This is a genomic window from Sneathiella limimaris, from assembly GCF_012932565.1.
GTDB classification, from domain to species: domain Bacteria; phylum Pseudomonadota; class Alphaproteobacteria; order Sneathiellales; family Sneathiellaceae; genus Sneathiella; species Sneathiella limimaris.
Map to the genome: position 1 here is coordinate 1 of NZ_JABBYJ010000001.1, position 24,171 is coordinate 24,171.

The 24,171-nt window shown below is 51.6% G+C and carries 21 protein-coding genes; 8 read left to right on the plus strand and 13 right to left on the minus strand.

Translation table 11 applies throughout. The features are described 5' to 3' along the window. A partial coding sequence (locus tag HH301_RS17440; RefSeq protein ID WP_206378102.1) for a hypothetical protein occupies nucleotides 1–274 on the plus strand: 274 nt, incomplete at its 5' end. A gap of 304 nt (nucleotides 275–578) precedes the next feature. After that, a complete protein-coding gene (locus HH301_RS17815) occupies nucleotides 579–1,964 on the plus strand; it encodes a peptidoglycan DD-metalloendopeptidase family protein (protein WP_169565983.1) in 1,386 nt (461 codons plus the stop codon). Nucleotides 1,965–2,065: 101 nt separating this feature from the next. On the opposite strand, the gene clpB is transcribed toward HH301_RS17815, so the two are convergent. The 10 genes from clpB to HH301_RS00055 form a co-directional block, all read right to left on the minus strand. After that, nucleotides 2,066–4,651: an ATP-dependent chaperone ClpB gene (clpB, locus tag HH301_RS00010; RefSeq protein WP_169565984.1), complete on the minus strand. Its 2,586-nt coding sequence runs from the start codon at nucleotides 4,649–4,651 to the stop codon at nucleotides 2,066–2,068. A gap of 190 nt (nucleotides 4,652–4,841) precedes the next feature. Continuing rightward, the gene (locus tag HH301_RS00015; protein ID WP_169565985.1) at nucleotides 4,842–5,549 is read right to left on the minus strand and encodes a DUF4167 domain-containing protein; all 708 of its coding nucleotides are present in this window, start codon (nucleotides 5,547–5,549) and stop codon (nucleotides 4,842–4,844) included. Nucleotides 5,550–5,788: 239 nt separating this feature from the next. Further along, nucleotides 5,789–6,634: a peptide chain release factor N(5)-glutamine methyltransferase gene (gene prmC, locus HH301_RS00020; protein ID WP_169565986.1), complete on the minus strand. Its 846-nt coding sequence runs from the start codon at nucleotides 6,632–6,634 to the stop codon at nucleotides 5,789–5,791. Between the two features lie 5 nt (nucleotides 6,635–6,639). Beyond that, complete coding sequence (gene prfA / locus HH301_RS00025) at nucleotides 6,640–7,728, minus strand: peptide chain release factor 1 (protein ID WP_169565987.1); 1,089 nt, start codon at nucleotides 7,726–7,728, stop codon at nucleotides 6,640–6,642. A gap of 10 nt (nucleotides 7,729–7,738) precedes the next feature. Beyond that, entirely contained in the window at nucleotides 7,739–8,983 is a 1,245-nt protein-coding gene (hisS, locus tag HH301_RS00030) for a histidine--tRNA ligase (protein WP_169565988.1), read from the minus strand. A gap of 65 nt (nucleotides 8,984–9,048) precedes the next feature. Further along, nucleotides 9,049–10,164 (minus strand): flavodoxin-dependent (E)-4-hydroxy-3-methylbut-2-enyl-diphosphate synthase, encoded by a 1,116-nt coding sequence (gene ispG / locus HH301_RS00035; RefSeq protein WP_169565989.1) that lies wholly within the window; start codon nucleotides 10,162–10,164, stop codon nucleotides 9,049–9,051. A gap of 174 nt (nucleotides 10,165–10,338) precedes the next feature. After that, a complete protein-coding gene (locus HH301_RS00040) occupies nucleotides 10,339–11,913 on the minus strand; it encodes a helix-turn-helix domain-containing protein (RefSeq protein ID WP_169565990.1) in 1,575 nt (524 codons plus the stop codon). A gap of 119 nt (nucleotides 11,914–12,032) precedes the next feature. Next, the gene (ptsP, locus tag HH301_RS00045) at nucleotides 12,033–14,297 is read right to left on the minus strand and encodes a phosphoenolpyruvate--protein phosphotransferase (protein WP_169565991.1); all 2,265 of its coding nucleotides are present in this window, start codon (nucleotides 14,295–14,297) and stop codon (nucleotides 12,033–12,035) included. After that, complete coding sequence (locus HH301_RS00050) at nucleotides 14,298–15,344, minus strand: NAD(P)H-dependent flavin oxidoreductase (protein WP_169565992.1); 1,047 nt, start codon at nucleotides 15,342–15,344, stop codon at nucleotides 14,298–14,300. A gap of 4 nt (nucleotides 15,345–15,348) precedes the next feature. After that, entirely contained in the window at nucleotides 15,349–16,569 is a 1,221-nt protein-coding gene (locus HH301_RS00055; RefSeq protein WP_169565993.1) for an aspartate kinase, read from the minus strand. Between the two features lie 179 nt (nucleotides 16,570–16,748). Between HH301_RS00055 and ubiG the strand changes: the two genes are divergently transcribed. From ubiG to mutT, 3 genes are all read left to right on the plus strand, one after another. After that, nucleotides 16,749–17,510, plus strand: a complete 762-nt coding sequence (gene ubiG, locus HH301_RS00060) for a bifunctional 2-polyprenyl-6-hydroxyphenol methylase/3-demethylubiquinol 3-O-methyltransferase UbiG (protein WP_169565994.1) — start codon at nucleotides 16,749–16,751, stop codon at nucleotides 17,508–17,510. A 93-nt stretch (nucleotides 17,511–17,603) separates the two neighbouring features. Next, nucleotides 17,604–18,830 (plus strand): bifunctional glutamate N-acetyltransferase/amino-acid acetyltransferase ArgJ, encoded by a 1,227-nt coding sequence (gene argJ / locus HH301_RS00065; RefSeq protein ID WP_169565995.1) that lies wholly within the window; start codon nucleotides 17,604–17,606, stop codon nucleotides 18,828–18,830. Nucleotides 18,831–18,839: 9 nt separating this feature from the next. Further along, complete coding sequence (gene mutT / locus HH301_RS00070; protein ID WP_169565996.1) at nucleotides 18,840–19,247, plus strand: 8-oxo-dGTP diphosphatase MutT; 408 nt, start codon at nucleotides 18,840–18,842, stop codon at nucleotides 19,245–19,247. A 3-nt stretch (nucleotides 19,248–19,250) separates the two neighbouring features. Here the strand turns inward: mutT and HH301_RS00075 are convergent, their stop codons facing one another. Then, the gene (locus HH301_RS00075) at nucleotides 19,251–20,150 is read right to left on the minus strand and encodes a methyltransferase domain-containing protein (RefSeq protein WP_169565997.1); all 900 of its coding nucleotides are present in this window, start codon (nucleotides 20,148–20,150) and stop codon (nucleotides 19,251–19,253) included. A gap of 119 nt (nucleotides 20,151–20,269) precedes the next feature. Between HH301_RS00075 and HH301_RS00080 the strand changes: the two genes are divergently transcribed. The 3 genes from HH301_RS00080 to HH301_RS00090 are packed head-to-tail and all read left to right on the plus strand — an operon-like array spanning nucleotide 20,270 to nucleotide 22,199. Next, nucleotides 20,270–21,037, plus strand: coding sequence for a ComF family protein (locus tag HH301_RS00080; protein WP_169565998.1), 768 nt, complete (start codon nucleotides 20,270–20,272; stop codon nucleotides 21,035–21,037). A 28-nt stretch (nucleotides 21,038–21,065) separates the two neighbouring features. After that, nucleotides 21,066–21,320: a glutaredoxin 3 gene (gene grxC / locus HH301_RS00085; protein WP_169565999.1), complete on the plus strand. Its 255-nt coding sequence runs from the start codon at nucleotides 21,066–21,068 to the stop codon at nucleotides 21,318–21,320. A gap of 21 nt (nucleotides 21,321–21,341) precedes the next feature. Further along, nucleotides 21,342–22,199, plus strand: coding sequence for a carbon-nitrogen hydrolase family protein (locus tag HH301_RS00090; protein WP_169566000.1), 858 nt, complete (start codon nucleotides 21,342–21,344; stop codon nucleotides 22,197–22,199). A 28-nt stretch (nucleotides 22,200–22,227) separates the two neighbouring features. Here the strand turns inward: HH301_RS00090 and HH301_RS00095 are convergent, their stop codons facing one another. Both HH301_RS00095 and HH301_RS00100 read right to left on the minus strand, forming a co-directional pair. Then, nucleotides 22,228–23,496, minus strand: a complete 1,269-nt coding sequence (locus tag HH301_RS00095) for a hypothetical protein (protein WP_169566001.1) — start codon at nucleotides 23,494–23,496, stop codon at nucleotides 22,228–22,230. 91 nt (nucleotides 23,497–23,587) lie between these two features. After that, nucleotides 23,588–24,088 (minus strand): class I SAM-dependent methyltransferase, encoded by a 501-nt coding sequence (locus HH301_RS00100; RefSeq protein WP_169566002.1) that lies wholly within the window; start codon nucleotides 24,086–24,088, stop codon nucleotides 23,588–23,590. Nucleotides 24,089–24,171 lie beyond the last annotated feature (83 nt).

A 24,171-nucleotide genomic window follows, 5' to 3' on the forward strand; every position in this document is an offset into this window, starting at 1 on the left:
CCACATATTCACGCTGACAAATTACTTTCATAACTATCAAGATACGCTGCAACAACAAAAACTCGTCAACAAATTCACAAGCAATCGCCGCCCGCGCATCTCTTCTTCTTATCAACAATGTCAATCAGCAAACAGGAACCAAATTCCCGTAAAAAAAACCACCCGTTCAGCTCCTAATCCCTACCAGTCTCGCTGGCCTCAGGACCGTTGCCCCCCAAGCGGCGTGGGGCGGTTTATAGGCCCCTCACAACAAACCGTCAAACCCTTTTTTTAAATTTTTTTGACTTTTTTAAAATTCCGCAGAAAACCGGGAAATTTCCATTTTCGATCTCAAAGAAGCCCCCTCTCAATTCCCTTTTCACTCCTCGTAATGCCCCTACCCATACAGATCGCCTCAACAGATCATTGAATCAGATCAGCAGGTGAGCAGAAAAAATAAGCCACAGTGATGAATTCGTTAACCTTCTTACGTTAAGGATAGCTTGACAAAGCGGCCTCTGATCCGCATTGTTTCAACAAACTAATTTAAGGTTAACAAACAGGGTTAACGCCCTCGCTAGGTTACAGGTATCGTTTTAGTGTTAAACTTTTTATCAGGTCACCAAGGATATTCCCGAAAATCCAAGAAAGCGGCAGTCCCCGCAGCAGTCCTCTTTACTGGAGGATTACTGGGTGGGTTAATCGCCTATGCATTCATTCCTGGTGAAGTTTCCGTGGAAGCGAAAGTCGCTCCGTCCCAGGAAATTGTTATTGAGGCTGATACGCCCAAGAATACTGAAACTTCCGAAACAGCCACGGAGCCTACACCGGCAGGCCCAACCATCAAGACAGTGTCCGTTGAAAAAGGGGACACTCTTATGAAGGTCCTGACCCGCGCAGGCGCCAACCGTCAGGAAAGTCATGAAGCAATTACTGTCTTGTCCTCTGTATTTGATCCAAGGCGGCTTAAAATTGGTCAGGATGTAACCCTAAGCTTCACCGAAGAAGCTTCTGGCGACGATGCAAACGCTGAACCTGAGTTCAAATTGCTCAGTATCTCTTTGAATGAAGACGTCGATCGCGAGGTTGCTGTTGTTCGTAATCCTGACGAAGGGTTTAAAGCGCAGGAAACAGTTATTTCATTAGAGAAGAAGATGGCCCGCGCTGGCGGCACCATCGATAATTCTCTGTTTCTGTCCGCATCCCAGGCCGGATTACCAACCAGTGTAATCATCGATCTCATCCGGATCTTCAGCTACGACGTGGACTTCCAGAGGGAAATCCAGCCCGGCGACAGTTTCGAGGTTTTCTTTGAACGCTTTGTCGATGAAGATGGACGCCCTCTCAAAGAAGGAGAGATCCAGTGGGCCTCAATGACCTTGAGCGGCACACAGATTTCCCTTTATCGCTATAAGACAAGTGATGATGGTGTAACAGACTATTATACGGAAAAAGGTCATAGCGTTCGTAAGACACTGATGCGGACCCCAATTGATGGCGCCCGACTGACATCCAGCTTTGGCAAACGCAAACACCCGATCTTGGGTTATACCAAGATGCATAAAGGTGCGGATTTTGGCGCGCCTCGCGGAACACCAATCATGGCGGCTGGTAATGGCGTTGTGGAAGTCGCGGGTCGTAACGGCGGTTATGGCAACTATGTCCGGATCCGCCACACAACCGAATATAAAACCGCCTATGCGCATATGAAGGGGTTCGCCAAGAAAATCCGCAAAGGCGCTCGGGTCAAACAAGGCCAGATTATCGGGTATGTTGGCTCAACCGGCCGTTCAACAGGACCACATCTGCATTATGAAGTACATAAAAACGGACGGCAGATTAATCCTATGTCCGTTAAACTGCCTGCAGGCCGGAAACTCAAAGGTAAAATGCTGACAGCATTTGAAAATTATACCAAAGACGTGGATCAAGAGGTTGCCTCTATTCCGTTGTCAACTCAGGTTGCCCGCCTTGGCAGCAATTAAGAAATAACAATAAAAAAGATAACTTCTCTGAAATTCGTGTGTGCTAACAAAAAGGGTGGCTTTCGCCACCCTTCTTTTTTGGAGTTTTTTGCTAAACCGGGTTAAGCCGCTTCAGCAAGAGATCCATTAATCAGCAATCCATCTTCGCCCGCACTCACCTTGACGGTATCTCCATCGGCAATTGTGCCTTTGAGAATTTCACCCGCCAGTGGGTTTTGCAAGGACCGTTGGATAACCCGTTTCAAAGGCCGGGCACCGTAAATCGGATCAAAGCCTTTGTCAGCGAGCCAGTCCTTGGCACTCTGTTCCAGTTCGATGGCGATATGTCGGTCTTCCAGAAGCTTGACCAAATGCTTGAGCTGGATATCCACGATACCATCCATATCTTCGCGCTTCAGGCGATGGAAGATAATCTGCTCATCAAGCCGGTTCAGGAACTCTGGGCGGAATGCATCGCGCACCACTTCCATGACCTTGGCCTGAACCAAAGGATCATCCGCATCACCATCGCGAAGATGCTCACTACCAAGGTTAGACGTCAGGATAATCAAGGTATTCTTGAAATCCACAGTCCGCCCTTGCCCATCAGTCAGACGGCCATCATCCAGGACCTGCAACAAGATATTGAAGACATCCGGATGCGCCTTTTCCACCTCGTCAAACAGGATCACCTGGTAGGGACGCCGGCGAACAGCTTCGGTGATAACACCGCCCTGCTCATAGCCCACGTAACCGGGAGGGGCTCCGATGAGACGGGCAACACTATGCTTCTCCATAAACTCGGACATATCAATCCGAAGGATGGCATGTTCGTCATCAAACAGGAACTCGGCCAATGACTTGGTTAGCTCTGTTTTACCAACACCGGTTGGACCCAGGAAAAGGAACGAGCCAATTGGCCGGTTCGGATCCTGCAATCCCGCACGAGAGCGGCGAACCGCATTGGACACAGCCGTCAAAGCTTCTTCCTGCCCGATCACCCGAGAGCGCAAACGTGTTTCCATATCCAGAAGTTTCTCACGTTCACCTGAGAGCATCTTCTCAACCGGAATACCGGTCCAGCGGGAAACAACACCTGCGATGTCGTCTTCCTTGACGCCTTCTTTCACTAGAGATGAGTTCTCAGTCTCTTCTGCATCTGCCAGCTGTTTCTCAAGAGAGGGAATAACTCCATAGGCAAGCTCACCAGCTTTCTGCAAATCACCCTGACGCTGACAAATGGCCAGATCATGACGGGCTTTTTCCAGCTGCTCCTTAAGACTTTGCGCAGAGCTTAACTTCTCTTTCTCTTCGCGCCAGACTTTCGTCAGCTCCTCAGACTTGGCTTCCAGATTAACCAGATCACTCTTCAGTTTTTCCAGTCGATCCTGAGACGCTTTGTCCTGCTCTTTTTCAAGGGCAGAGGCTTCGATCTTCATCTGGAGGATCTTACGGTCCAACTCATCCACTTCTTCAGGCTTGCTGTCGACTTCCATCCGGCGACGACTTGCAGCCTCATCCATCAGGTCGATAGCTTTGTCCGGTAGGAAGCGATCTGTGATGTAGCGGTTTGACAAAGTCGCAGCCGCCACAATTGCACTATCGGCAATCTGAACCCCATGGTGAAGCTCATACTTTTCCTTCAGACCCCTCAGGATTGAAATCGTATCCTCAACCGTTGGTTCAGAAACCATAACGGACTGGAACCGACGGGCAAGAGCCGCATCTTTTTCAATATATTTGCGATACTCATCCAGTGTGGTTGCACCCACGCAGTGCAGCTCACCGCGGGCAAGGGCAGGTTTCAAAAGGTTGGACGCATCCATTGATCCTTCGGCTGCGCCAGCACCAACCAGGGTGTGCAACTCGTCAATAAAGAGAACCACTTCCCCTTCCATTGCAGAGATTTCAGACAGAACTGATTTCAGGCGCTCTTCAAACTCACCACGGAATTTGGCACCCGCAATCAACTGCCCCAGATCAAGAGACATGAGTTTCTTGTCTTTCAGGCTTTCCGGGACATCACCATTCACAATCCGAAGGGCCAAGCCTTCGACAATAGCCGTTTTACCAACCCCTGGCTCACCAATGAGTACAGGGTTGTTTTTGGTCCGGCGGGAGAGAACCTGAATAGTCCGGCGGATTTCCTCATCTCGGCCAATCACCGGATCCAGTTTTCCTGCCCGGGCAGCTTCGGTTAGATCCCGTGCGTATTTCTTCAGGGCGTCATAGCTGCCCTCTGCTCCGGCACTATCGGCTGTCCGACCTTTTCGAAGATCATTAATGGCAGCGTTCAGATTGTTGCCGTTGACCCCAGCCTCTTTCAAGATCTTTGCAGCAGGTGTTCCCTCCTCCAAAGTCAGGGCTAGAAGCAGGCGCTCAGCCGTGACAAAACTGTCGCCAGCTTTTTCTGCAACCTTCTCTGCATTGGCAAATAAACGCATAAGTTCAGGCGTTGGTGCAACCTGTCCAGCACCGCTTCCGGTCACTTGCGGAAGTTTATTGAGTTCGACCTCAACCATCTGTAAGGCGGTTGACGGCTCACCCCCAGCCTTGGAGATCAGACCACTGGCGAGACCCTCTTTGTCATCCAGCAAGACTTTCAAGATATGTTCTGGGGTTAGCTTCTGATGGTTTTCACGAAGCGCTAGTGATTGGGCCGCCTGTATAAAACCGCGCGACCGATCGGTATAATTTTCAAAATCCATGCTCATCCTCGACACATAGACCGCTGTCTGAATTGTGCGACTGACCGACCCCTATAATAGGCGACCGGGCTCTCAGCCCACCAACGGTTTCCTGATTTATATTTGGGTCTGGGGTCAGATTTTGCAAGCCATATTATGGAAAAAATCGCTCTGCTGGACAATAAAAAAGGGAGCCGGAGCTCCCTTCATATTAAGCCGATTGTGGCTCGTCACTACTTTCTTCTTCACCATCCGTCCGGCGACGTGATGTCCGGCGGCGCAATCCCCGTGTTCGGCTTATCCGACGCTTGGTTTTTGGTTTGTCCTCGCCGTCTTCTGCAGCTGCTTCCTCAGAAGCTTCACCATCATCAGACTTTTCCTTTATCTCGATGGTTTTTACATCGGCTGCTTCAGGTTCTCCAAGATTGATAATGATTGGCTCCTTGTCAGCCTCATCTTTATCCTCAGAAGCAGCAACATCCTCAGAAGAGGAAGCGTCGTTTTCTGAGCCATCAGATAAATCCTCAACAGTGTCATTACTGCTGCTATCTTTATCTTCAGCCTCATTACTCGCGTTCTGATTTTCCTGTTCGTCATCCTGATTGTCCTGGAACTTGTCCAGCTTAACCAGATTGTTTGCAAGCATGATACGGTAGTAATGTTCAGCGTGCTGATAGTAGTTCTCTGCAGCAACCGGATCACCGGATGTCTGAGCATCACGCCCCAGTGTTGTGTACTTATCATAAACCTGGGTTGCTGAACCCCTGATCTTTCCATCAGGTCCGTTACTATCGTAGCTCCGGTTCCCATTATTTGAACGACGGTTATTCCCTGAATTCCGCCCGCTATTTGATCCTGACCGATTACTTCCAGAATTTGAACGTCCGCCTCTAGACCGACGATTACCGCTAACTCGCATAATAAAATTTAATCCATCTCTATTGAGTTATCTCTGCACACATCCGTAAACAAGAATTTGAAATCAGGGCAATCTTATCCCGTACACTTACAGGGCCAGATGCCGGTCATCTATGTGGATTTCAATTAGATTTTCTGTAAAAAGTGGCTCCCGCCTCTAAAGGGCCGGAACACGTGCGCCTGAGCTTTCATAACCCTAGCGTCGCTCATCTCTTTTTCCAACTCTTTTTTTCAAAAAATCTATTTTTTTAATCGGCCACTCACACATCTGACTGTTGACGCTAAATCTTTGTGATACTGAATATCCTCAAAGCCGGCATCTACCATTAACTCTTTCAGGTCATCTTCCTGACCCTGGCCGATTTCAAATACCATAAGGCCGAGAGGGTAAAGAAAAGGTGTAATTTTGGATAAAATCGCCTTGTAACAATCTAAACCAGTCACCCCCCCATCAAGAGCCAGGTGAGGCTCAAAATCCCGAACCTCCGGCTCAAGGGTGCTGATGTCATCGGTTTCGATATAGGGCGGATTACTGATTACAACGTGATATTGACCGCTCACATTTTCCAGCCAATTGCTTTGCACAAACTGAACACGATCCTTCAGGCCAAGCGCATCGGCATTCTGCTTTGCAACCTGCAACGCGTCCTCACTGAGATCAGCGCCCATCCCGGTCGATCCAGGTACTTCTGAAAGAAGGGTGAGCAACAGGCAGCCGCTGCCAACACCAAGATCCAGGATCTTTGGGCCGGACAGATCATCATCCAATCGCGCAAGGACAGTTTCAATCAAGGTTTCGCTATCGGGGCGAGGATCCAGCACCTTGGAGGAGACCACAAAATCCCGCCCGTAAAATTCCCGAAGCCCGATTATATGGGAGACAGGCTCTCGGCTTTTCCGCCGCGCAACCCACTCAAAAAACTGGATCTCTTCAGATGCTGTCAGTTGCCGCTCAGGTTCTCGAAAAAGAGCCTCCCGATCTCCAAGAAGGTGAGACAACAGAACGCGCGCATCGCGCCAGCCATCGCCATCGGGCAAATTGCTCAAATCTGCCGCAGCCGCCTTCATGGCTTCATCCAAACGCATCGGAGTTAAACCGCTTCTTCGATTTCCGCGAGCCGTTCAGCCTGATCTTCAGCGATCAGGGCATCAATCACTTCATTGAGCGCCTCACCTGCCATTACCTTATCAAGCTTGTAAAGGGTGAGGTTGATACGGTGGTCTGTGACCCGGCCTTGCGGGAAATTATAAGTGCGGATCCGCTCGGAGCGATCACCAGAGCCCACCTGCCCTTTTCGTTCAGCTGAACGTTCAGCTGCCTTCGCAGCCCGTTCCGCTTCATAAATCCGGGAGCGCAGCACAGACATGGCCTTCGCCTTGTTCTTGTGCTGTGATTTTTCATCCTGCTGCTGCACAACAATACCGGTGGGTAGATGGGTAATTCGAACGGCACTGTCCGTTGTATTCACAGACTGACCACCCGGTCCAGATGCCCGAAAGATATCAACCCGAATATCTTTCTCATCGATATGAACATCGATTTCTTCTGCTTCAGGCAGCACCGCAACTGTCGCCGCGGACGTATGAATGCGGCCGCCAGTTTCCGTTTCTGGAACCCTTTGAACCCTATGCACACCAGACTCAAACTTCAGCTTGGAGAACACATTCCGGCCGGTCACCTTGATCACGGCCTCTTTAATGCCACCGATATCGGATTCTGAGAGAGACATGGTCTCACACTTCCAACCCATTCCTTCAGCGTAGCGCTGATACATCCGCATCAGATCACCGGCAAAAAGGGCGGCTTCGTCGCCACCTGTGCCCGCCCGAAGTTCGAGGATAGCGTTCTTCTCGTCCGCATCATCCTTGGGCAGCAGATCAATCTTAATCTGATGCTCCAGATCAGGAACACGGCTCTTCAGCTCTTCGATCTCAAGCTCGGTGAGTTCCTTCATCTCAGCATCCAGTTCGTCACCGGACAGCATTTCTTCGAGGTCGCTTAGCTCTTCCCGGGCCTTGCGGTATTCCTGAATGGATGTGACCACACCCTTCATCTCTGAATATTCGCGGCTCATCTTGACGAAATCATCAGACGCCACATCACCCATTTCACCAGACATGGCAGCTTCCAGTTCATCGAACCGAGCAAGGATCATATTGAGTTTTTCTTCTGGCAGCATCTGGCGCTCCTTAACCCAGGGATTTCAGGGTTTCAGAAATCTTCTCGAGCGGAATTTCTTCCTGTGTTCCTGCATCCAGATCCCGGAAAGTACAAACATTCTTGGCAAGCTCATCTTCCCCGATCAGGATCGCTGCCCGAGAGCCGAGTTTGTTGGCGCGCTTCATCCGCTTGCCCACATTGCCCTTATAAGCCATCTCAATGACAAATCCTTCTGTGCGAAGCCGATAGGAAAGCTTCGCCGCCATTTTTTCGGCCACGTCCCCAACGGGAACAATCGCAATAGGACGAGGAGCATCCGGAACATTCGCAGCCATCATGGCAAGACGCTCAACCCCACCGGCCCAGCCGATGCCAGGGGTCGGTTTGCCGCCCAGGGTTTCGATCAGGCCGTCATAGCGTCCCCCCGCAATCAAAGCACCTTGGGCGCCCAGCGCGGTTGTCACAAATTCAAAGGCTGTATGAGTATAATAATCGAGCCCGCGAACCAGCCGCCGGTTCAAATTATAGGCAATACCCAACGCTTCCAATCCTTCCAGCACCTCTGCAAAGAAGTCAGTGGAATAACTATTCAGGTAGTCGGTAAAAATCGGCGCATTTTCCACTAAGACCCGATCACCCTTGTCTTTACTGTCCAGAATACGCAGCGGATTACGGGTCAGTCGGTTGAGGCTGTCCTCAGACAGCTTGTTCTTGTGATCACTGAAATAGTCGACCAACGCCTGACGGTAAGCTTGCCGGCTTTCTGTATCGCCAAGTGTATTGATCTCCAACTCACAATTGGTCATGACCCCAAGCGCATCCAGAATGAGTGCGCCAACAGAAATGACTTCAATATCTGCTTTGGCTTCCGGGGCGCCAATACATTCCAGATCAATTTGGTGGAACTGGCGCTGCCGCCCTTTTTGAGGGCGTTCGTAGCGGAACATCGGACCATGCGCAAATGTCTTATAAGGGACATTCTGTTGCAGGCCATTGCTGATGAAGGAGCGGCAAATACCGGCCGTATATTCAGGGCGAAGCGTTATGCTTTCCCCGCTCCGACTATCGAAAGAGTACATCTCCTTGGATACCACATCCGACGTTTCACCCATGGTGCGAGCGAAAACTTCCGTGAATTCAAAAATCGGAGTGGCTGTTTCCAGATATCCAAAACGGGCCGCTATTTCCCGCGCCGTATTGCTGACATGCGCATGACGCCGAAAATCTTCGGGTAATAGATCATGGGTGCCTCGAACTGGTTGAGGTGATGACACTTCTTGTCTCCGTTTTGTCTTTGTTCTGGATTGGGTGGAAGAATAACGCTGGCCGATAAATTTCGCTAGCTGTTTACCGCCGCGGCTTCCTTTTCAAGCTCTTCAGCCTTTGCTTCCACAAGCTCGACAATATGATCAACCATATGTTCGCTATCAATCTTGTGATCCGTCACGCCACTCAGGTAAACCATATGACTGCCTTTGCCGCCACCGGTCAGGCCAATGTCGGTTTCTCGGGCTTCACCCGGGCCATTGACCACACAGCCAATGATGGAAAGGGTCATAGGTGTTGAAATATGTTCAAGCCGCTCTTCCAGCTTTTCGACCGTTTTGATAACTGGAAAAGCCTGCCGCGCACAGGAAGGGCAGGAGATAATCGTCACACCGCGACGTCTCAGACCAAGGCTTTTGAGGATCTCATATCCAACTTTGATTTCCTGTACAGGATCAGCAGACAAAGACACCCGAACCGTATCCCCGATCCCGGACCAGAGTAGCATACCAAGTCCGATTGAGGATTTCACCGTTCCGGACATCAGCCCGCCTGCTTCCGTGATCCCCAGATGCAGGGGGTAATCACACGCCTCCGCAAGGCCCTGATAGGCCGCAACAGATAAAAATACGTCTGACGCCTTTACGCTGATCTTGAAATTGGTGAAGTCATTATCTTCCAAGATCCGTGCGTGATTGAGGGCAGATTCCACCATCGCTTCCGGGCAGGGCTCTCCATATTTCTCAAGAAGCTCCCGCTCCAATGACCCGGCATTAACCCCAATGCGCATTGAACAGTTGTTATCAACGGCTGCCTTGACCACATCGCGGACCCGATCGGCTGAGCCGATATTGCCTGGATTAATTCGAAGACAGGCAGCGCCAGCCTCTGCGGCTTCAATCCCACGCTTATAATGAAAATGAATATCAGCAACGATCGGAACTGTTGTCTCGCGGATAATTTCCTTCAGGGCTTTTGTGCTTTCCTCGTCCGGGCAGGACACCCGCACGATATCGGCACCGGCCTCTTCCAGAGCATGGATCTGGGCGATAGTAGCTTTTGGGTCTGACGTCAGGGTATTTGTCATGGACTGAATGCTGATCGGGGCATCGCCACCAACCTTTACATCACCAACGGTCACCTGACGGGATTTACGGCGAATGATATCGCGATAGGGTCTGACACTCATGAGACTGATGTTTCACTGATCTGGTTGTGCCTGGCAATCAGGCAATTCGAAGCCTAAAATGGCGACTTCACTTCAAAAATTCAACCATTCATTAGCGAAGCAGACGCCCGCAGTCAAACACCCATTTATGATGTGATCCTCCAGACGGACAAGATTATACCGAAAAAAAGAAAATCACTGACTTCCCGAGCCGAACTGTTCTCGCAAATTCTGTGGATTTAAAGACAGGTCCCTGACGATCTCACCATACCCACCAAGGGAGCCAAGTGGCGTTCCGTCCAGTCGAAGTTCAAGACCCGCAGCATTTGCGCTACTTAATGTCAAACCACTTTCATCTGGCAACATGAAGGTGTCCCCTGCATTCATGATCCGATCCAGCAATGTCTCTCCGCCTGCTGTTTTCACCTGAACCCATGTTTCTTGGCGAACCATCAACATCAATCGCGCTTCCGCATTTTCAACGCCGAGGGTAACTGGCGCCGTAGTCACCGGGGCTGCATCAGGAACGGCAGCAACCTGCTCAGTTGTCTCTTCGGCCGCTGTCGCCGTTTCAGTTGTTGGCTCAGGTGTATCCGCTACGGGGGCGGAACTGTTATTGTCGGCCTGTTGCTCGACCTGGGGCGCGGCTTCGCTGACAGTCTCCGCAGTGCTACTACTCTCTACTGCCGATGACGCTGCGGCAACGGGTTGATCACTCGCAGTCTGGGTTTCAGCCTGAGTTTCAGCCTCTGTGGTCTCAGCCGGTGCAGGCGCTTCAGCGCTTTGGGGTACGGAAACCGTTGTCTCTTCTGCACTTGTAGCAGATCCCGGAGCTGCTTCTGCAGGTTCAGTCGTTTCGGTCGGTGCAGCCGCTTCGCTTGAAGCAGTATCACCCATATTTGCAGATGAAGACATTTCAGAGCCTTCAACTTTAGCCGTCTCCGAAGACTCCAGTATTTCAGGTTTTGCGACTATGGGAGCCGCTTCCTGCTGAGCAGGCTCAACCGCTGGATCACTTGAAACAGTATTCGTCGTATCGCTTTGCGCAACAATGGGCTCTTCAGATGAACTGGTCACTTCATTGAACTTTTCGACCAGTCGATCAGGGATATCCTCAACCACTTCCAGTTCGAAAGATGTGTCTTTTAGATAAAAATACCACGCGCCAAATAAGGCGGCTGCAACCAGAATACTCCCCACCAGCAACCCTGTTCCAGGTAAGCGGCCTTCAGGCGTTGGCTCTGGAAAGGCAAGATCTGTCTTCAACTGGCCAATAGAGTTTTCCTGCTTGTAAAGGTCCACAACTGACACGGCATCCAGACCAAGCGTCGTCGCGTAAGAGCGAATAAATCCGGTGACGAATGTTTGCCCGGGAAGGCTTTCATAGTCAGCATCCTCAAGGGCTTGCAGCTGACTTGGACGCAAACGCAATTTCTCTGCCACCTCATGAAGGCTAAGCCCTTGCCGCTCCCGCTCCATTCTTAGGTGAGCGCCAACCGTCAATTGCTGCTCTTCTTCCACCCCAAGCAAGGGATCTGATGCAGATGGTTCTGAAGTCACAGACAGCTCATCCATCGTCCCAGCTTCGGTATTCGACTGAGCTGTTTCCATGTTAGACTGTTGGCCCACCTCAAGCTTGGCCTGAGGCGTTTCATTTTCCTTCTCAGTTTTTTTTGAGATGGAAGCCTCCTGATCGGTTTCATTTCCCGGTATTGCCAGTTTCAGACGGGACTTATCCTCGCCCAAAGGAAGTTTTCCCTGCTTGGACATCGCAATACACCATTCACAATCCAGGCACCCGAACCCCCAAATACTGCCACCATGACAACAACAGCGGGCGCCCTGTCGAGATTCATTATTATCAGCAAAAGCGGATAAGGTTCAACGATTTAAATGATTACCGCGTGATCCTTGGCGAACGCCTTTAGCTGTGGTCGAACGCTATGCTCATTTACAATACAGAGTGAATTTACAAAATCTCGGATTTTTGCCGTATCCATGCTACGGACCATTTCCTTGACGGGGCCCAACCCTTCAATGGACATGGAGAGGCTGCGATACCCAAGGCCGATTAGGGTCATGGCCTCAAGCGGCTTGCCAGCCACATCACCACATACGGAAACAGGCACCCCTGCCTTTCGGCACTCATCCGCAATAAATTTCATAACGGACATGAACCCCGGGCTCAGCATGTCATACCGATCCGTTACCCGCGAGTTTCCTCGATCAACGGCAAAATAAAACTGCATCAGATCGTTGGAGCCGACGGATACAAAATCGACAACTTTGAGAAGCTGAGGCAATTGCCAAACGATCGATGGCACCTCAATCATAGTACCGACTTCGACCTTACGGGGTCGCTGGCCGGAACGCGCCTCTTCCTTTTCAATTTCCTTCATCAGAAGGCTTTTGGCTTCGAGAAATTCGGCAACCTCGGCGATCATCGGGAACATCAACGACAGGTTACGTCCCACTGATGCCCGCACCATAGCCCGAAGCTGGGCCTTCAAAAGTGCAGGCCGGTCCAACCCAATTCGGATCGCCCGCCACCCAAGCGCTGGGTTCTCTTCTTCTTTCATTTCCAGATATGGAAGCGCTTTATCACCGCCCACATCCAGGGTTCGGAAGATAACAGGATTATCCTCCATTCGATCGAGAACTTTGGCATATAGCTCGGTCTGTTCATCCACTTTGGGCATTTGAGAGCGAACCATAAATTGCAGCTCGGTTCGAAAAAGGCCAATTCCTTCCGCACCAGAATCCTGGAAATTCTCAAGATCAATCAACAGGCCAGCGTTCATGTTGAGAGAGACTTTTTCCGCATCCTTGGTAACCGCTTCTTCGCTGCGGAGGGCCGCATATTTAGCCTGCCGCTCCGCCCGATGGCGCATACTTTTTTTGAAGATCTGGATGACATCATCGCTCGGCCTCAGAAAGGCTTGACCATTTTCTCCATCCACAAGGACAAGGTCGCCCTCTTCCACCGTGTTGTAGATTTCCCGGCATTGACCCAGAATAGGAATGCCCAGCGCCCGCGCAACGATGGCAACATGGCTGCTGCGAGTTCCTTCGACAAGAACAACAGCCTGCAGGTGAACCCGATCATAATCGAGCAATTCAGCAGCGCCCATGTTTCGGGCAATCACAACCGTATCCTCGGTTAAGTGCTGACGATCAATCCCGTCCCCATTCTCCAGCTGCAAGTAGAGCCGGTTGGCCAGATCATCAAGATCGGACAGCCGCTCCCGAATATAGGGATCGGTGATTTGTTTCATTCGGCTGCGGGTTTCGTCCTGAACACGCTTAATCGCCGCTTCCGCCGTCAGACCGGAATCAACCGCCCCTTCCAGTTTCCGAAGCCAGCTCTTGTCATGGGCGAACATTTTATAGGCTTCAAAAATATCCCGTGACTCGCCAGTGATGAGCGTATCACTGGAAGAGAGCATCTCATCGATCCCCTCCTGCAAGCGGCTGATTGCCACCTTCAGTCGGTCCAATTCTTCCCCGATATTCTCGGCGATGGTTCTGCGGACGACGATATGCGGCTCATGCAGCAGCGCTGTTCCAATACCAAGCCCATCAGCAAGCGGACGTCCCGTCAAGCGATGCGGCTTGGTTGCATTTCCAGCAGTATCCAGAAGTTCGGTGGATGCAATAATCTCTTCGGAACTAATCAGTTCCGCAACCACCATGGCGATGGTCTGAAGGGCTTCGGCCTCTTCCTCAGTATAGTGGCGCATTGTCCGGTTCTGAACAACCAGAACACCGATAACGCGCCCACCCCTCTTGATGGGAACACCCAATAGCGAATGAAAGACTTCCTCGCCTGTTTCTGGACGATAAGCAAACTGAGGATGAGCCTGCGCATCAGGCAAGTTTAATGGGCGCGCATGAGCAGCAATATCACCGACAAGTCCCTCACCCACCCTGAGGCGAGTATTGTGAACCGCTTCCTGTTTCAGGCCTTCGGTGGCGAACAGTTCCAGCATTTCACCAGCCCGCATCAAGTAGCAGGAACACACCTCCGCGATCATATTGGAGGCAATGAGTTGGACAATTCGCTGTAAACGGCGTTCAGGATCCCCTTTGCCCGCCATCACCTCACGGATCTGACGGAACAGAATTCTAGGGCCGCTTAACGCCGCACTGCTCATTTAGGCATCAACCTTCCTGCCAACAGGGTTCACCAATGCGTCCGCAGCTTGTGTAACCAGCTCCTGCAGGATTTCACTTGTCGGCTGTTCCTTCTTGACCATGCCAACACTTTGACCTGCCATGACAGAGCCATGCTCCACATCGCCATCAATAACTGCCCGGCGCAAAGCTCCGGCCCAGTAATGTTCAATAGCGAGCTGCGCACTTTCCATATCCATCTCGCCCGCACGGTACTTGGCTATCACCTCATGCTGGGTTTCGATGAACTTCTTGGATCCCTCATTTCCAAGAGCACGAACGGGAATGACCGGAAATTGCGGATCAACCTGAACTGTTGTGATCGCATCTCTGGCACTCGCCCGAATAAAGGCCCGTTTAAAGTCTGGATGTGCAACACATTCTTCTGCACAGACAAAGCGGGTTCCAAGCTGAACACCGGCAGCGCCCATCCGCAGGTAATTGGCAATCGCTTCACCCCGTCCAATACCACCGGCCACAAAAATTGGCACATCCGTGATATTGGGCAGAATTTCCTGCGCCAGCACACTGGTGGATACCGGTCCGATATGACCACCAGCTTCCATTCCCTCAATAACCAACGCATCCACACCGGAGCGAACCAGTTTCTTGCCAAGCGCCAAAGTCGGCGTAAAGCAAATGATCTTTGCTCCCCCCTCTTTGACCCGGGCAATCGTGTCTTTGGAAGGCAAGCCCCCCGCCAGAACAACATGGCCCACGTTGTTTTCCAGGCAGATATCCACCAGGGTATCCAGCTCTGGATGCATGGTAATTAGATTAACCCCAAATGGCTTCGTTGTCAGCTCTTTGGTTGCCTTGATTTCAGCATCCAGCAAGTCAGGCGTCATGGCACCACATGCAATGACGCCAAAACCACCGGCGTTTGAGATCGCTGCAACCAGGTTCCGCTCGGAAACCCAGGACATGGCTCCGCCAAGGATTGCATATTCTGTTCCCAGAAACGTGCAGCCACGCTCCCAGGCGTTATTCAGGGCCTCAAGCCCTTCAGTCGATGGTGTTTCACTCATGAGATCAGGCAGCGTCCAGACCGAAGGCAGAATGCAGGGTTCTGACAGCAAGCTCTGTATACTCTTCGGCCAGAAGCACACTTACCTTAATCTCAGATGTGGAGATGACCTGGATGTTGATGTTTTTCTCAGCCAGGGCAGCAAACATGGTTTGGGCAACACCTGCGTGGCTCCGCATTCCCATTCCAACGATGGAAACCTTGACCACGTTCGGATCTGGGACCAGCGCCTTGCAGGCCACTTGATCTTTCAAGCCTTCCAGGACCTTGAGAGCCGGATCCAGGTCTTTCTTGCCAACAGTGAAGGTGAGATCGGTTGCTTTCCCATCTTCGGACACATTCTGGACAATCATGTCCACATTTACATTGGCATCTGCCAGCGCACCAAAAACGGTTGCCGCCACGCCTGGGGTGTCATTCACCTGCTGAAGCGTCACTTTCGCTTCATCACGTGTGTAGGTCACACCGCTTACTACTTGTTGTTCCACAATGTCTTCCTCATCAACAACCAAAGTTCCGGGGATCTCTTCAAAGCTGGAAAGCACCTGAAGTTTGACCCGATGTTTCATTGCCATCTCGACGGATCTGGTCTGCAGAACCTTTGCCCCGAGGGACGCCAGTTCCAGCATTTCCTCGTAAGTGATCCTATCAAGTTTGGAGGCTTTTGTCGCGATCCGCGGATCTGCGGTGTATATGCCATCCACATCCGTATAAATATCACAGCGATCAGCCTCCAGCGCAGCTGCCAAAGCAACCGCTGAAGTATCAGATCCCCCACGCCCAAGGGTAGTGATCCGGTTATCGGAGCCAATTCCCTGAAAACCTGCACAAACGGCAACCTGGCCATCTGCGAAGCGCGTTATGATATCCGAGCAGTCTATCCCCTCAATACGGGCCGAACCGTGAACGGCGTCCGTCTTCACTGGAACCTGCCAACCCAGCCAGGAGCGGGCATTGATTCCAAGATCCTGAAGGGCCATGGACAGTAGCCCAACCGTAACCTGCTCCCCACTGGAGACCACGACATCATACTCACGGGCATCATGCAGCGCCGCAACCTCTGACGTCAGACCGACCAGACGATTTGTTTCACCGGACATGGCAGAGACAACAACCGCCACCTCATTTCCGGCATCCACTTCTTTTTTCACACGTTGGGCAACATTCTTAATCCGGTCGATTGACCCGACAGATGTGCCTCCGAATTTCATTACCAGCCGTGCCATTGCTGCACAAACCTTTCAACATCCAGTCACTTAATTCCAGAGTGGTTCCACCACATCAATTTTGAAACGGGGTACCTTTTCATCCTGAAGGAGCGTATACATATACTTAACACAGGTTGCTCGGCAAGCTTTGCAACCATTTAATTAGCATTTTGAGAATTTTTTTTGAACGAACTGTTATGAGTGACGCTGCCACCGCCAAATCCGTTGATCCGTCTGAGATTTCAAACTTCGCCGCCATGGCTGATGAATGGTGGGATGAGACGGGGAAATTCAAACCTCTTCACAAGTTCAATCCCTTAAGGATTGGATATATCCGAGATACAGTAATCTCTCATTTCAATCTGGTCGAAGAGGGATCTGCCATCCCCCTAAAACCGCTCAAAGGGCTGCGCGTTTTGGATATCGGCTGCGGGGGCGGACTGCTGTCCGAACCAATGGCTCGTATGGGTGCAGAGGTTGTTGCCGCCGATGCCTCTCAAACGAATATTAAAGTTGCTTCCCTGCATGCCGAGAAATCAGGCCTTTCCATTGATTATCGCCATACCACCGCAGAAGAGCTTGCTGCGAGCGGCGAACAGTTTGACGTCATCCTGAACATGGAAGTCATTGAGCATGTGGCCGATCTGGAGGGATTTGCCGCAGCTTGCTGCAGCATGGTCAAACCAGGCGGGTTGATGTTTGTCGCAACCCTGAACCGAACGATGAAAAGCTACGCGCTCGCCATCATTGGTGCTGAATATATTCTTCGCTGGCTGCCCCGCGGAACCCATAATTGGAAGAAGTTCCTGCGTCCATCCGAAGTTGTCGGCTTGGTTCGCCAGAATGGCCTCAGCGTCAAGGACATGACTGGTGCCACGTATAACCCACTGAACAGCACTTGGTCACTTAGCCGGGATTTCAGCGTCAACTATATGATCTGCGCCACCCGCAATTCTTAAGCCCTGCCGATATCTGCAGTTCACTTCGCTGTTTGCGTCGACGGTCAATTGCGTGTATCTCAAGCAGGATCATCTAATCCGTGAGGCAAAGAAATGAAAAAATCGCCCCTGGCACCTGCAAGCTTCCCTGAACTCCCCGCCATCGAAGGAGCAGCCTTCGCGACGACCAATTCAGGGATGCGCTATAAAGGCCGTGACGATTTGTTCTTTGCCACCTTTGCACCGGAAACAACGGTCGCAGGTGTCTTTACCCGCAACAGCATGCCAGGCGCGCCTGTTGACTGGGGTCGCCGGATCCTGCCTTCAGGCGTTGCACGGGGTTTAGTCGTGAACGCCGGTATTGCCAATGTCTTTACCGGCCAGGCCGGCGCGGAGACTGTTGAACAAACAGCTACTGCTGCAGCAAACGTCATTGGGTGCGCACCTGAGGAAATCTACATCGCTTCAACCGGTGTGATCGGCGATGCGATCCCGACCGAAAAAATTACCAATGCGCTCCCTGCGCTTCACAACCAGATGCGTGCCGATGCCCTTAACAAGGGGGCTGACGCGATCCTGACCACGGATACCTTCGCCAAGGGGGCAACCGCAACCTGCTCTCTGAACGGGGAGACAATCACCATCGCCGGGATCGCCAAAGGATCTGGCATGATTGCCCCAGACATGGCGACCATGCTCTCCTTTATCTTCACGGATGCGGCTATTCCCGCCAACATTCTGCAGATTTTGCTGACCGAAGAAAATGATCGCAGCTTTAATTGTGTCACAGTCGACAGCGACACATCGACGAGTGATACCGTTCTGCTATTCGCAACTGGCGCCAAAGATAATTCCCGGCCTATTGATGCCGGGGATCCAGGTCTTGATGAATTCAGAATTGCCTTGCGGCAGGTCATGCAGGACCTGGCCCAGCAGGTTGCCCGTGATGGCGAAGGTGCCACCAAATTCATTACGGTTAAGGTCAGCGGCGCTGAAACTGACAAATCTGCGAAAACCATCGCCCTTGCCATTGCCAACTCACCCTTGGTGAAAACCGCAATTGCAGGAGAGGACGCCAATTGGGGCCGGATCGTCATGGCCGTTGGCAAAAGCGGAGAGCCTGCAAACAGGGACGCTCTCAACATTTCCGTTTGCGGAATTGAGATTGCCCGGGATGGTGCCAAGCTCGCCAGCTATAACGAAGCCGATATCGTCCCTCTGATGAAAGGGGATGAGATTGAAATTGCTGTTGATGTGGGTGTTGGAGAGGGAACAGCTTTTGCCTGGACCTGCGACTTGACCCACGGCTATATCGAAATCAACGCCGATTATCGGAGCTAAGTCCCTTTCATGAGCAGTTTACCAACCGTACTGGTGGTTGCCGTTGCCCTTGTGGATGATGACAACCGCATCATGATTGCCCAGCGCCCGGAAGGAAAATCCATGGCGGGCCTCTGGGAATTTCCGGGTGGCAAGGTCGAGGCGGGAGAAACCCCGGAAGATGCACTTATTCGCGAATTGAAGGAAGAGCTCTCCATCGATGTCACCGCGGCCTGCCTGGCACCCTTTACCTTTGCCAGTCATACCTACGAAAAATTTCATCTGCTGATGCCGCTCTATGTCTGTCGCCGCTGGAGCGGAACACCCCACCCGCAAGAAGGGCAAACCCTGAAATGGGTGCGGGCAAACCAGCTCAAAGACTTTCCGATGCCACCAGCCGACATTCCGCTCATCGCGATGCTCCGGGATCTCTTGTAGGCTTTAATCTTTCCCGCCAAGGACGGTTTTAAGACTGCTTTTCGCACTTCCGGGGCGAAGGGGTTTTTGCTGGCTTTCATGGGGGGCCCATCCAGCCAGATAAATTATCTGGAAAGTGGCCGGGATCAGGCCGTCCTCATCCTGATATTTTTCCTGGTAGATCTCTGCTGCCCGCATCAGGACTTTGCGACCCGTCAGACCCTTCTGACGTTCAAACAGGCTGTTTGCCTCTCCCATACCCCGCAGCTCCTGCATCAAAAGAAACGGATGCCGGTATTTCAGGGTCAGCACATCCGTATCGGTTACTGGTAAGGCAAATCCCGCCCGCTGCAGCAAGGCGCCAGCATCCCGCACTTCCGTAAATGGTGAAATTCGCGGACTAACGCCGCCTTTGACTTCAAGCTCCGCCTCGGTTAGCGAGTCTTTCAGCTCTTTCAGGGTTTCAAGCCCAAATAACGCCCCGAGGAACAATCCATCTGATTTCAACGCCCGCGCAATTTGCACCAGCGCCCCCGGCAGATCATTCACCCAATGCAACGAGAGGACCGAACCGATCAGGTCAAAACTCTTCGGCGCAAAAGGAAGAAGCTCTTCATCTGCCAACACCTTTGATGATGCACGGTCCCGCATCAGATCCAGACCCAGATCCGCGGACACAAGATAATCCACCTGATTTCGATCTTTGAGGAGTTGCCCAAAGATACCATCATGACACCCCAAGTCGAGAGCTATGTCATAGGTTCGGGTGATATCCAAGAGCCGTTCAGCCAAACGATCCGCCACCTCGTGGAACAGAAACTGGTTCTGCGCCCAGTCAAGCTGGGCAGCGCGGTGGCGACGCTGGCGAACAAGGCCTCGGTCAAACAACCTGGCGCCCTCGGGAATGACAGAAAATGTGCTCATGTCCGCCTTATGACACGAGCCCCTTCCCGGATCAATAGAGCACCGACGCATTTCAGCACCCCATCCTCATATTCCGTTGCGGGTATAAATTGGCTATACTCACCCGCTGGGGGTGTCAGATGACAATCGGACTAGCGGCAAAACAGCATTTGAAATCGGGATTTGACTGGTTGATCAGCAACCTGTTCCCGGCCCAGTGTCCGTCTTGCAGCGCATCGGTCAACACGCCCGGCTCTCTTTGCGCCAATTGCTGGTCAGCTTTTAATTTCATCAGTGACCCGGTTTGCTGCCAGTGCGGATACCCTTTTGATTATGGCACCGGCAACGACCTGAAATGCGCCTCCTGCATAACTAAAAATCCGCCATACACTGCGGGTCGGTCCGTCTTTTCCTATGATGATCAGAGCCGACAGGCGATCCTGTCTTTCAAGCATGCCGACCGAACAGACAAGGTCCCCGCCTTTGCCTCCTGGATGATTAGGGCGGGCGCAGATCTTTTGCATGACAACCCCTTGCTGGTTCCGGTCCCCCTGCATCCCCTTCGATTGATTAGCCGGCGGTTTAACCAATCCGCCTTGTTAGCGAAAGCCATCGGCCGTCAAAGCGGGCTACAAGTTGCAACCCGGCTTTTGAAGCGAACCCGAAATACCAGTAGCCAGGGGGGTAAAAGTGCAAAAGTCCGCTTTCAGAATGTCAAAGGCGCTTTTTCGGTTACCGCCTCCCAGCGCGAAAAACTGCAAGGTCGGACCGTGATACTGATTGATGATGTCTTTACAACAGGCGCCACTCTAGAGGCCTGTGCTCACGCTCTTGTGAAGGCTGGCGCAGCAGAAGTTCGGTTTTTGACCTTGAGCCGGGTTGTCCGCGCCAGTGCTTTGCCTATATAACAGTTTTTTCTTCACCCGAGTACCGATCATGAAACAAGTAGAAATTTACACAACCCTCTTCTGCCCCTTCTGCTCTCGCGCAAAGGCCCTGCTCAAATCCAAAGGCGTTGCCTTCAAGGAAATTGATGTGAGCAGCGATTTGAAAGGCCGTCAGGAGATGACCCGCAAAGCTGGCGGTGCCACATCTGTTCCGCAAATTTTTGTAGATGGCAATCATATTGGCGATTGTGACTACATCCATAAACTTGACGCCGCAGGGAAACTGGATCAGATTCTGGCTTAATCACAACTTCAAGGATCTGTCATGACGACTTTCAAAGCTGCCTGCATTCAAATGACCTCCGGCAAGGATCCGGAAGCCAATCTGAAAACAGCCCTTGGGCTCATGGAACAGGCAGCTGCGGCTGGCGCGGATTTTATTTCTACGCCAGAAGTGACCAACATGATGGAGCCTCACAAGGCTTCAGCGCGGGAGAAGGCCTATCTGCAAGAGGATGACCCAACCCTCGCCGCCTTTTGCGAATTTGCCAAAACGCACCAGAAATGGATCCATGCAGGCTCTCTTGTCATCAAGAAACCGGATGATGATCGACTGGCCAATCGTGCCCTTTTGATTTCGCCGGATGGGCAGGTCCAGGCAAGCTATGACAAGATCCACATGTTTGACGTGGAATTGGATAACGGTGAAAGCCATAAAGAATCCAGTGCCTATGCGCCCGGTGAAAAAGCCGTTTCAACTCCCCTGCCTTGGGGACAGCTAGGTCTTGCGATCTGCTATGACGTGCGTTTTGCCCATCTTTTTCAGACATTGTCCACAAAAGGCGGGGCAGAGATTTTCACCCTGCCTGCCGCCTTCACCTATCAAACAGGCAAGGCGCACTGGCATACCCTGCTCCGGGCCCGCGCCATTGAAAATGGCTGCTTTGTGATTGCCGCTGCGCAATGCGGACAACATACCGAGAAACGGCGCACCTTTGGTCACTCCCTGATCATTGATCCGTGGGGTGAAGTGCTTGCCGATGGCGGAGAAGAGCCAGGCTTCATCATCGCGGATATCGACATGAGCCAGGTCGCCAAACGGCGGGGACAGGTGCCCAACCTCAAAAATATCCGCCCCTTCGACCTGGAGGTAAATCCCGGGGCGAAGAAGGCGGCTGAGTAGTCTTGGGCTGAGGTAAACTTTTTAATTCCTAGTTAGCTTTGATTTGCATTGGTTTTGGCTCGGGTGCCTGTTTAATTTTCAAGGGCATCGGGGCCGGTTTTGGCTGTGGATTTGGGGCCAGTTTCAACTGAGTTGGACCTTTTGGAGCCTCACATTTCCAGCTATATGTGCCCGTTGGGGTCTGCAGCTGATTTGGGGCAACCAGTTCCACTTTCCATGAACCATAGTTGATTTGGGATGGTTTATTGGCCAATCCCTTGATGTCGCCCTTCGGCTTTGAATTTGCTAACTTGGTCTTGCTAATGCCGTCCTTGGCCGCATCCTCGATATACCGGATAAAATCAAAGGTTTTATTTCCACCATCTGATTTGCTGAAAGTCAGGTTATAGAGCTTGCTCTTGATACCTTTTTCATTCACCAGACGGAAATTTACCTTACCCGCCCCTTGCGCTTTCATGGACAGACGGAACTTCAGGTCCACTGGACACTGACCCACATAATCTTTTACGTGAGGGACAACCTTGGCTTCGGTCACCTGAAACGGAGCCGTATATTGGCCGTTCAATCCAGCAGCCTGCAGACCACCTTTCAGGTTTGGATCGCCTTGGTAAAAGATCGTGACCGGTACACTTGTCGTCTCGTAACCCGATCCGGCAACAGATGTATCGAAACCGGTTGCTTCCCGGCAGGTTCCGACAAGGCTGATCGGACGATTAACAGTAATAATCTGGTCCTTTTTCAGGAATTCCAGCTTGCTTCCACCCTGCCCCATATGGGCCTGCAATTTCTCATTGAAAAGCGCAACTGGATCAACTCTCAAGGCAGGATGGCCATCTTGAACCGCGGATAATGGAACTTCAAACGCGTCAGCGTTCCCACCTTCTGTAATCCAGCCCCCAACAAGACCGGTATATTCGGAAAATGACGGATGGTATTTGGCATCATACAGGCTATTGATGGGAAACACATCCTTGCCAATCCGTTTCACGCTCCCGAAATAGGCGCGGGCACCAATAAAATCTGTGCTCTTGTCTTTCGCGCATTTCACAAGACCTTTCAGCGGGAACTTTATCACATCGCTCTCAGGCTGGATATTGACCTTGCTGATATGCTTGTCTTTTGAGACATTTTTCAGCCGGACGTGAAAGTTAATGCCTGGCTGGCTTAAAGTTACATCCAAGACTTGAGATGCGTTGCTCCGGCTGGAATTCGCTTCAGCCCCGCCGCTAACGGAAAGGGCCATGGCCAACGCCAGAACGCTTGTGCTAACAGCTTTACTCGCAATAGATCCGAACATTTTTTCATCCTCTCTTCAAAGTCGCTGGCACCTTGATGCCGTTACCCTTAGGTCGACTGTGAATTCGATAAGGTTCAAAAATATTCGGTTTTTAACTGACCCGTGCTACCACACCCTGCCGCAAGGATACCGGGATACGGGTTACAATACTGTGGTGATAATCCAGAATATCGAACCCGCTTAGCTGTTCTTTCAGCTCGCCATCCTTGAGCAGGAAATCCGGGTTACGCGGGCGCCCAAACCGTTCATTCCCTTCAGCAAAGGTCTCGTAAATAATGACACCACCGTCTGTTAAAGACTGCCGGATTTTCGGGAAAAGCGGTCGCCACAAGTAATGGGTGACAATAATTCCATCAAAGCGCCGCCCTTCCAGCGGCCAAGGCTCATTTTCAAGATCAGCTTGAAGAATTTCGATATCATCGCGACCCAGCTCTTCAAGTTGGCGGGTTTCGATATCCACCGCTGTCACCTGATAGCCCCGATCGGCCAGATAGACAGAGTGACGGCCACTTCCTGCCGCCAGATCCAGAACCGTTCCGCCGGGGCGTATCCGGCTGTAATGGCGCTGCAGCCATTCTGAAATCTGTGTCATTGTTTTTACGTCTCCAAGGATTTTTCTTGTCAGGAACCCATCGCAAGGGACTTGCGATTTTTGGGAAACATCTTATTTTTGCT

Coding starts and splice junctions, on each gene's coding strand:
- clpB (WP_169565984.1), bottom strand. CDS start 4,651: ATGGATTTTGAAAATTATACCGATCGGTCGCGCGGTTTTATACAGGCG.
- HH301_RS00015 (WP_169565985.1), bottom strand. CDS start 5,549: ATGCGAGTTAGCGGTAATCGTCGGTCTAGAGGCGGACGTTCAAATTCT.
- prmC (WP_169565986.1), bottom strand. CDS start 6,634: ATGCGTTTGGATGAAGCCATGAAGGCGGCTGCGGCAGATTTGAGCAAT.
- prfA (WP_169565987.1), bottom strand. CDS start 7,728: ATGCTGCCAGAAGAAAAACTCAATATGATCCTTGCTCGGTTCGATGAA.
- ispG (WP_169565989.1), bottom strand. CDS start 10,164: ATGAGTGTCAGACCCTATCGCGATATCATTCGCCGTAAATCCCGTCAG.
- HH301_RS00040 (WP_169565990.1), bottom strand. CDS start 11,913: ATGTCCAAGCAGGGAAAACTTCCTTTGGGCGAGGATAAGTCCCGTCTG.
- ptsP (WP_169565991.1), bottom strand. CDS start 14,297: ATGAGCAGTGCGGCGTTAAGCGGCCCTAGAATTCTGTTCCGTCAGATC.
- HH301_RS00050 (WP_169565992.1), bottom strand. CDS start 15,344: ATGAGTGAAACACCATCGACTGAAGGGCTTGAGGCCCTGAATAACGCC.
- HH301_RS00055 (WP_169565993.1), bottom strand. CDS start 16,569: ATGGCACGGCTGGTAATGAAATTCGGAGGCACATCTGTCGGGTCAATC.
- ubiG (WP_169565994.1), top strand. CDS start 16,749: ATGAGTGACGCTGCCACCGCCAAATCCGTTGATCCGTCTGAGATTTCA.
- argJ (WP_169565995.1), top strand. CDS start 17,604: ATGAAAAAATCGCCCCTGGCACCTGCAAGCTTCCCTGAACTCCCCGCC.
- mutT (WP_169565996.1), top strand. CDS start 18,840: ATGAGCAGTTTACCAACCGTACTGGTGGTTGCCGTTGCCCTTGTGGAT.
- HH301_RS00075 (WP_169565997.1), bottom strand. CDS start 20,150: ATGAGCACATTTTCTGTCATTCCCGAGGGCGCCAGGTTGTTTGACCGA.
- HH301_RS00080 (WP_169565998.1), top strand. CDS start 20,270: ATGACAATCGGACTAGCGGCAAAACAGCATTTGAAATCGGGATTTGAC.
- grxC (WP_169565999.1), top strand. CDS start 21,066: ATGAAACAAGTAGAAATTTACACAACCCTCTTCTGCCCCTTCTGCTCT.
- HH301_RS00090 (WP_169566000.1), top strand. CDS start 21,342: ATGACGACTTTCAAAGCTGCCTGCATTCAAATGACCTCCGGCAAGGAT.
- HH301_RS00095 (WP_169566001.1), bottom strand. CDS start 23,496: ATGTTCGGATCTATTGCGAGTAAAGCTGTTAGCACAAGCGTTCTGGCG.
- HH301_RS00100 (WP_169566002.1), bottom strand. CDS start 24,088: ATGACACAGATTTCAGAATGGCTGCAGCGCCATTACAGCCGGATACGC.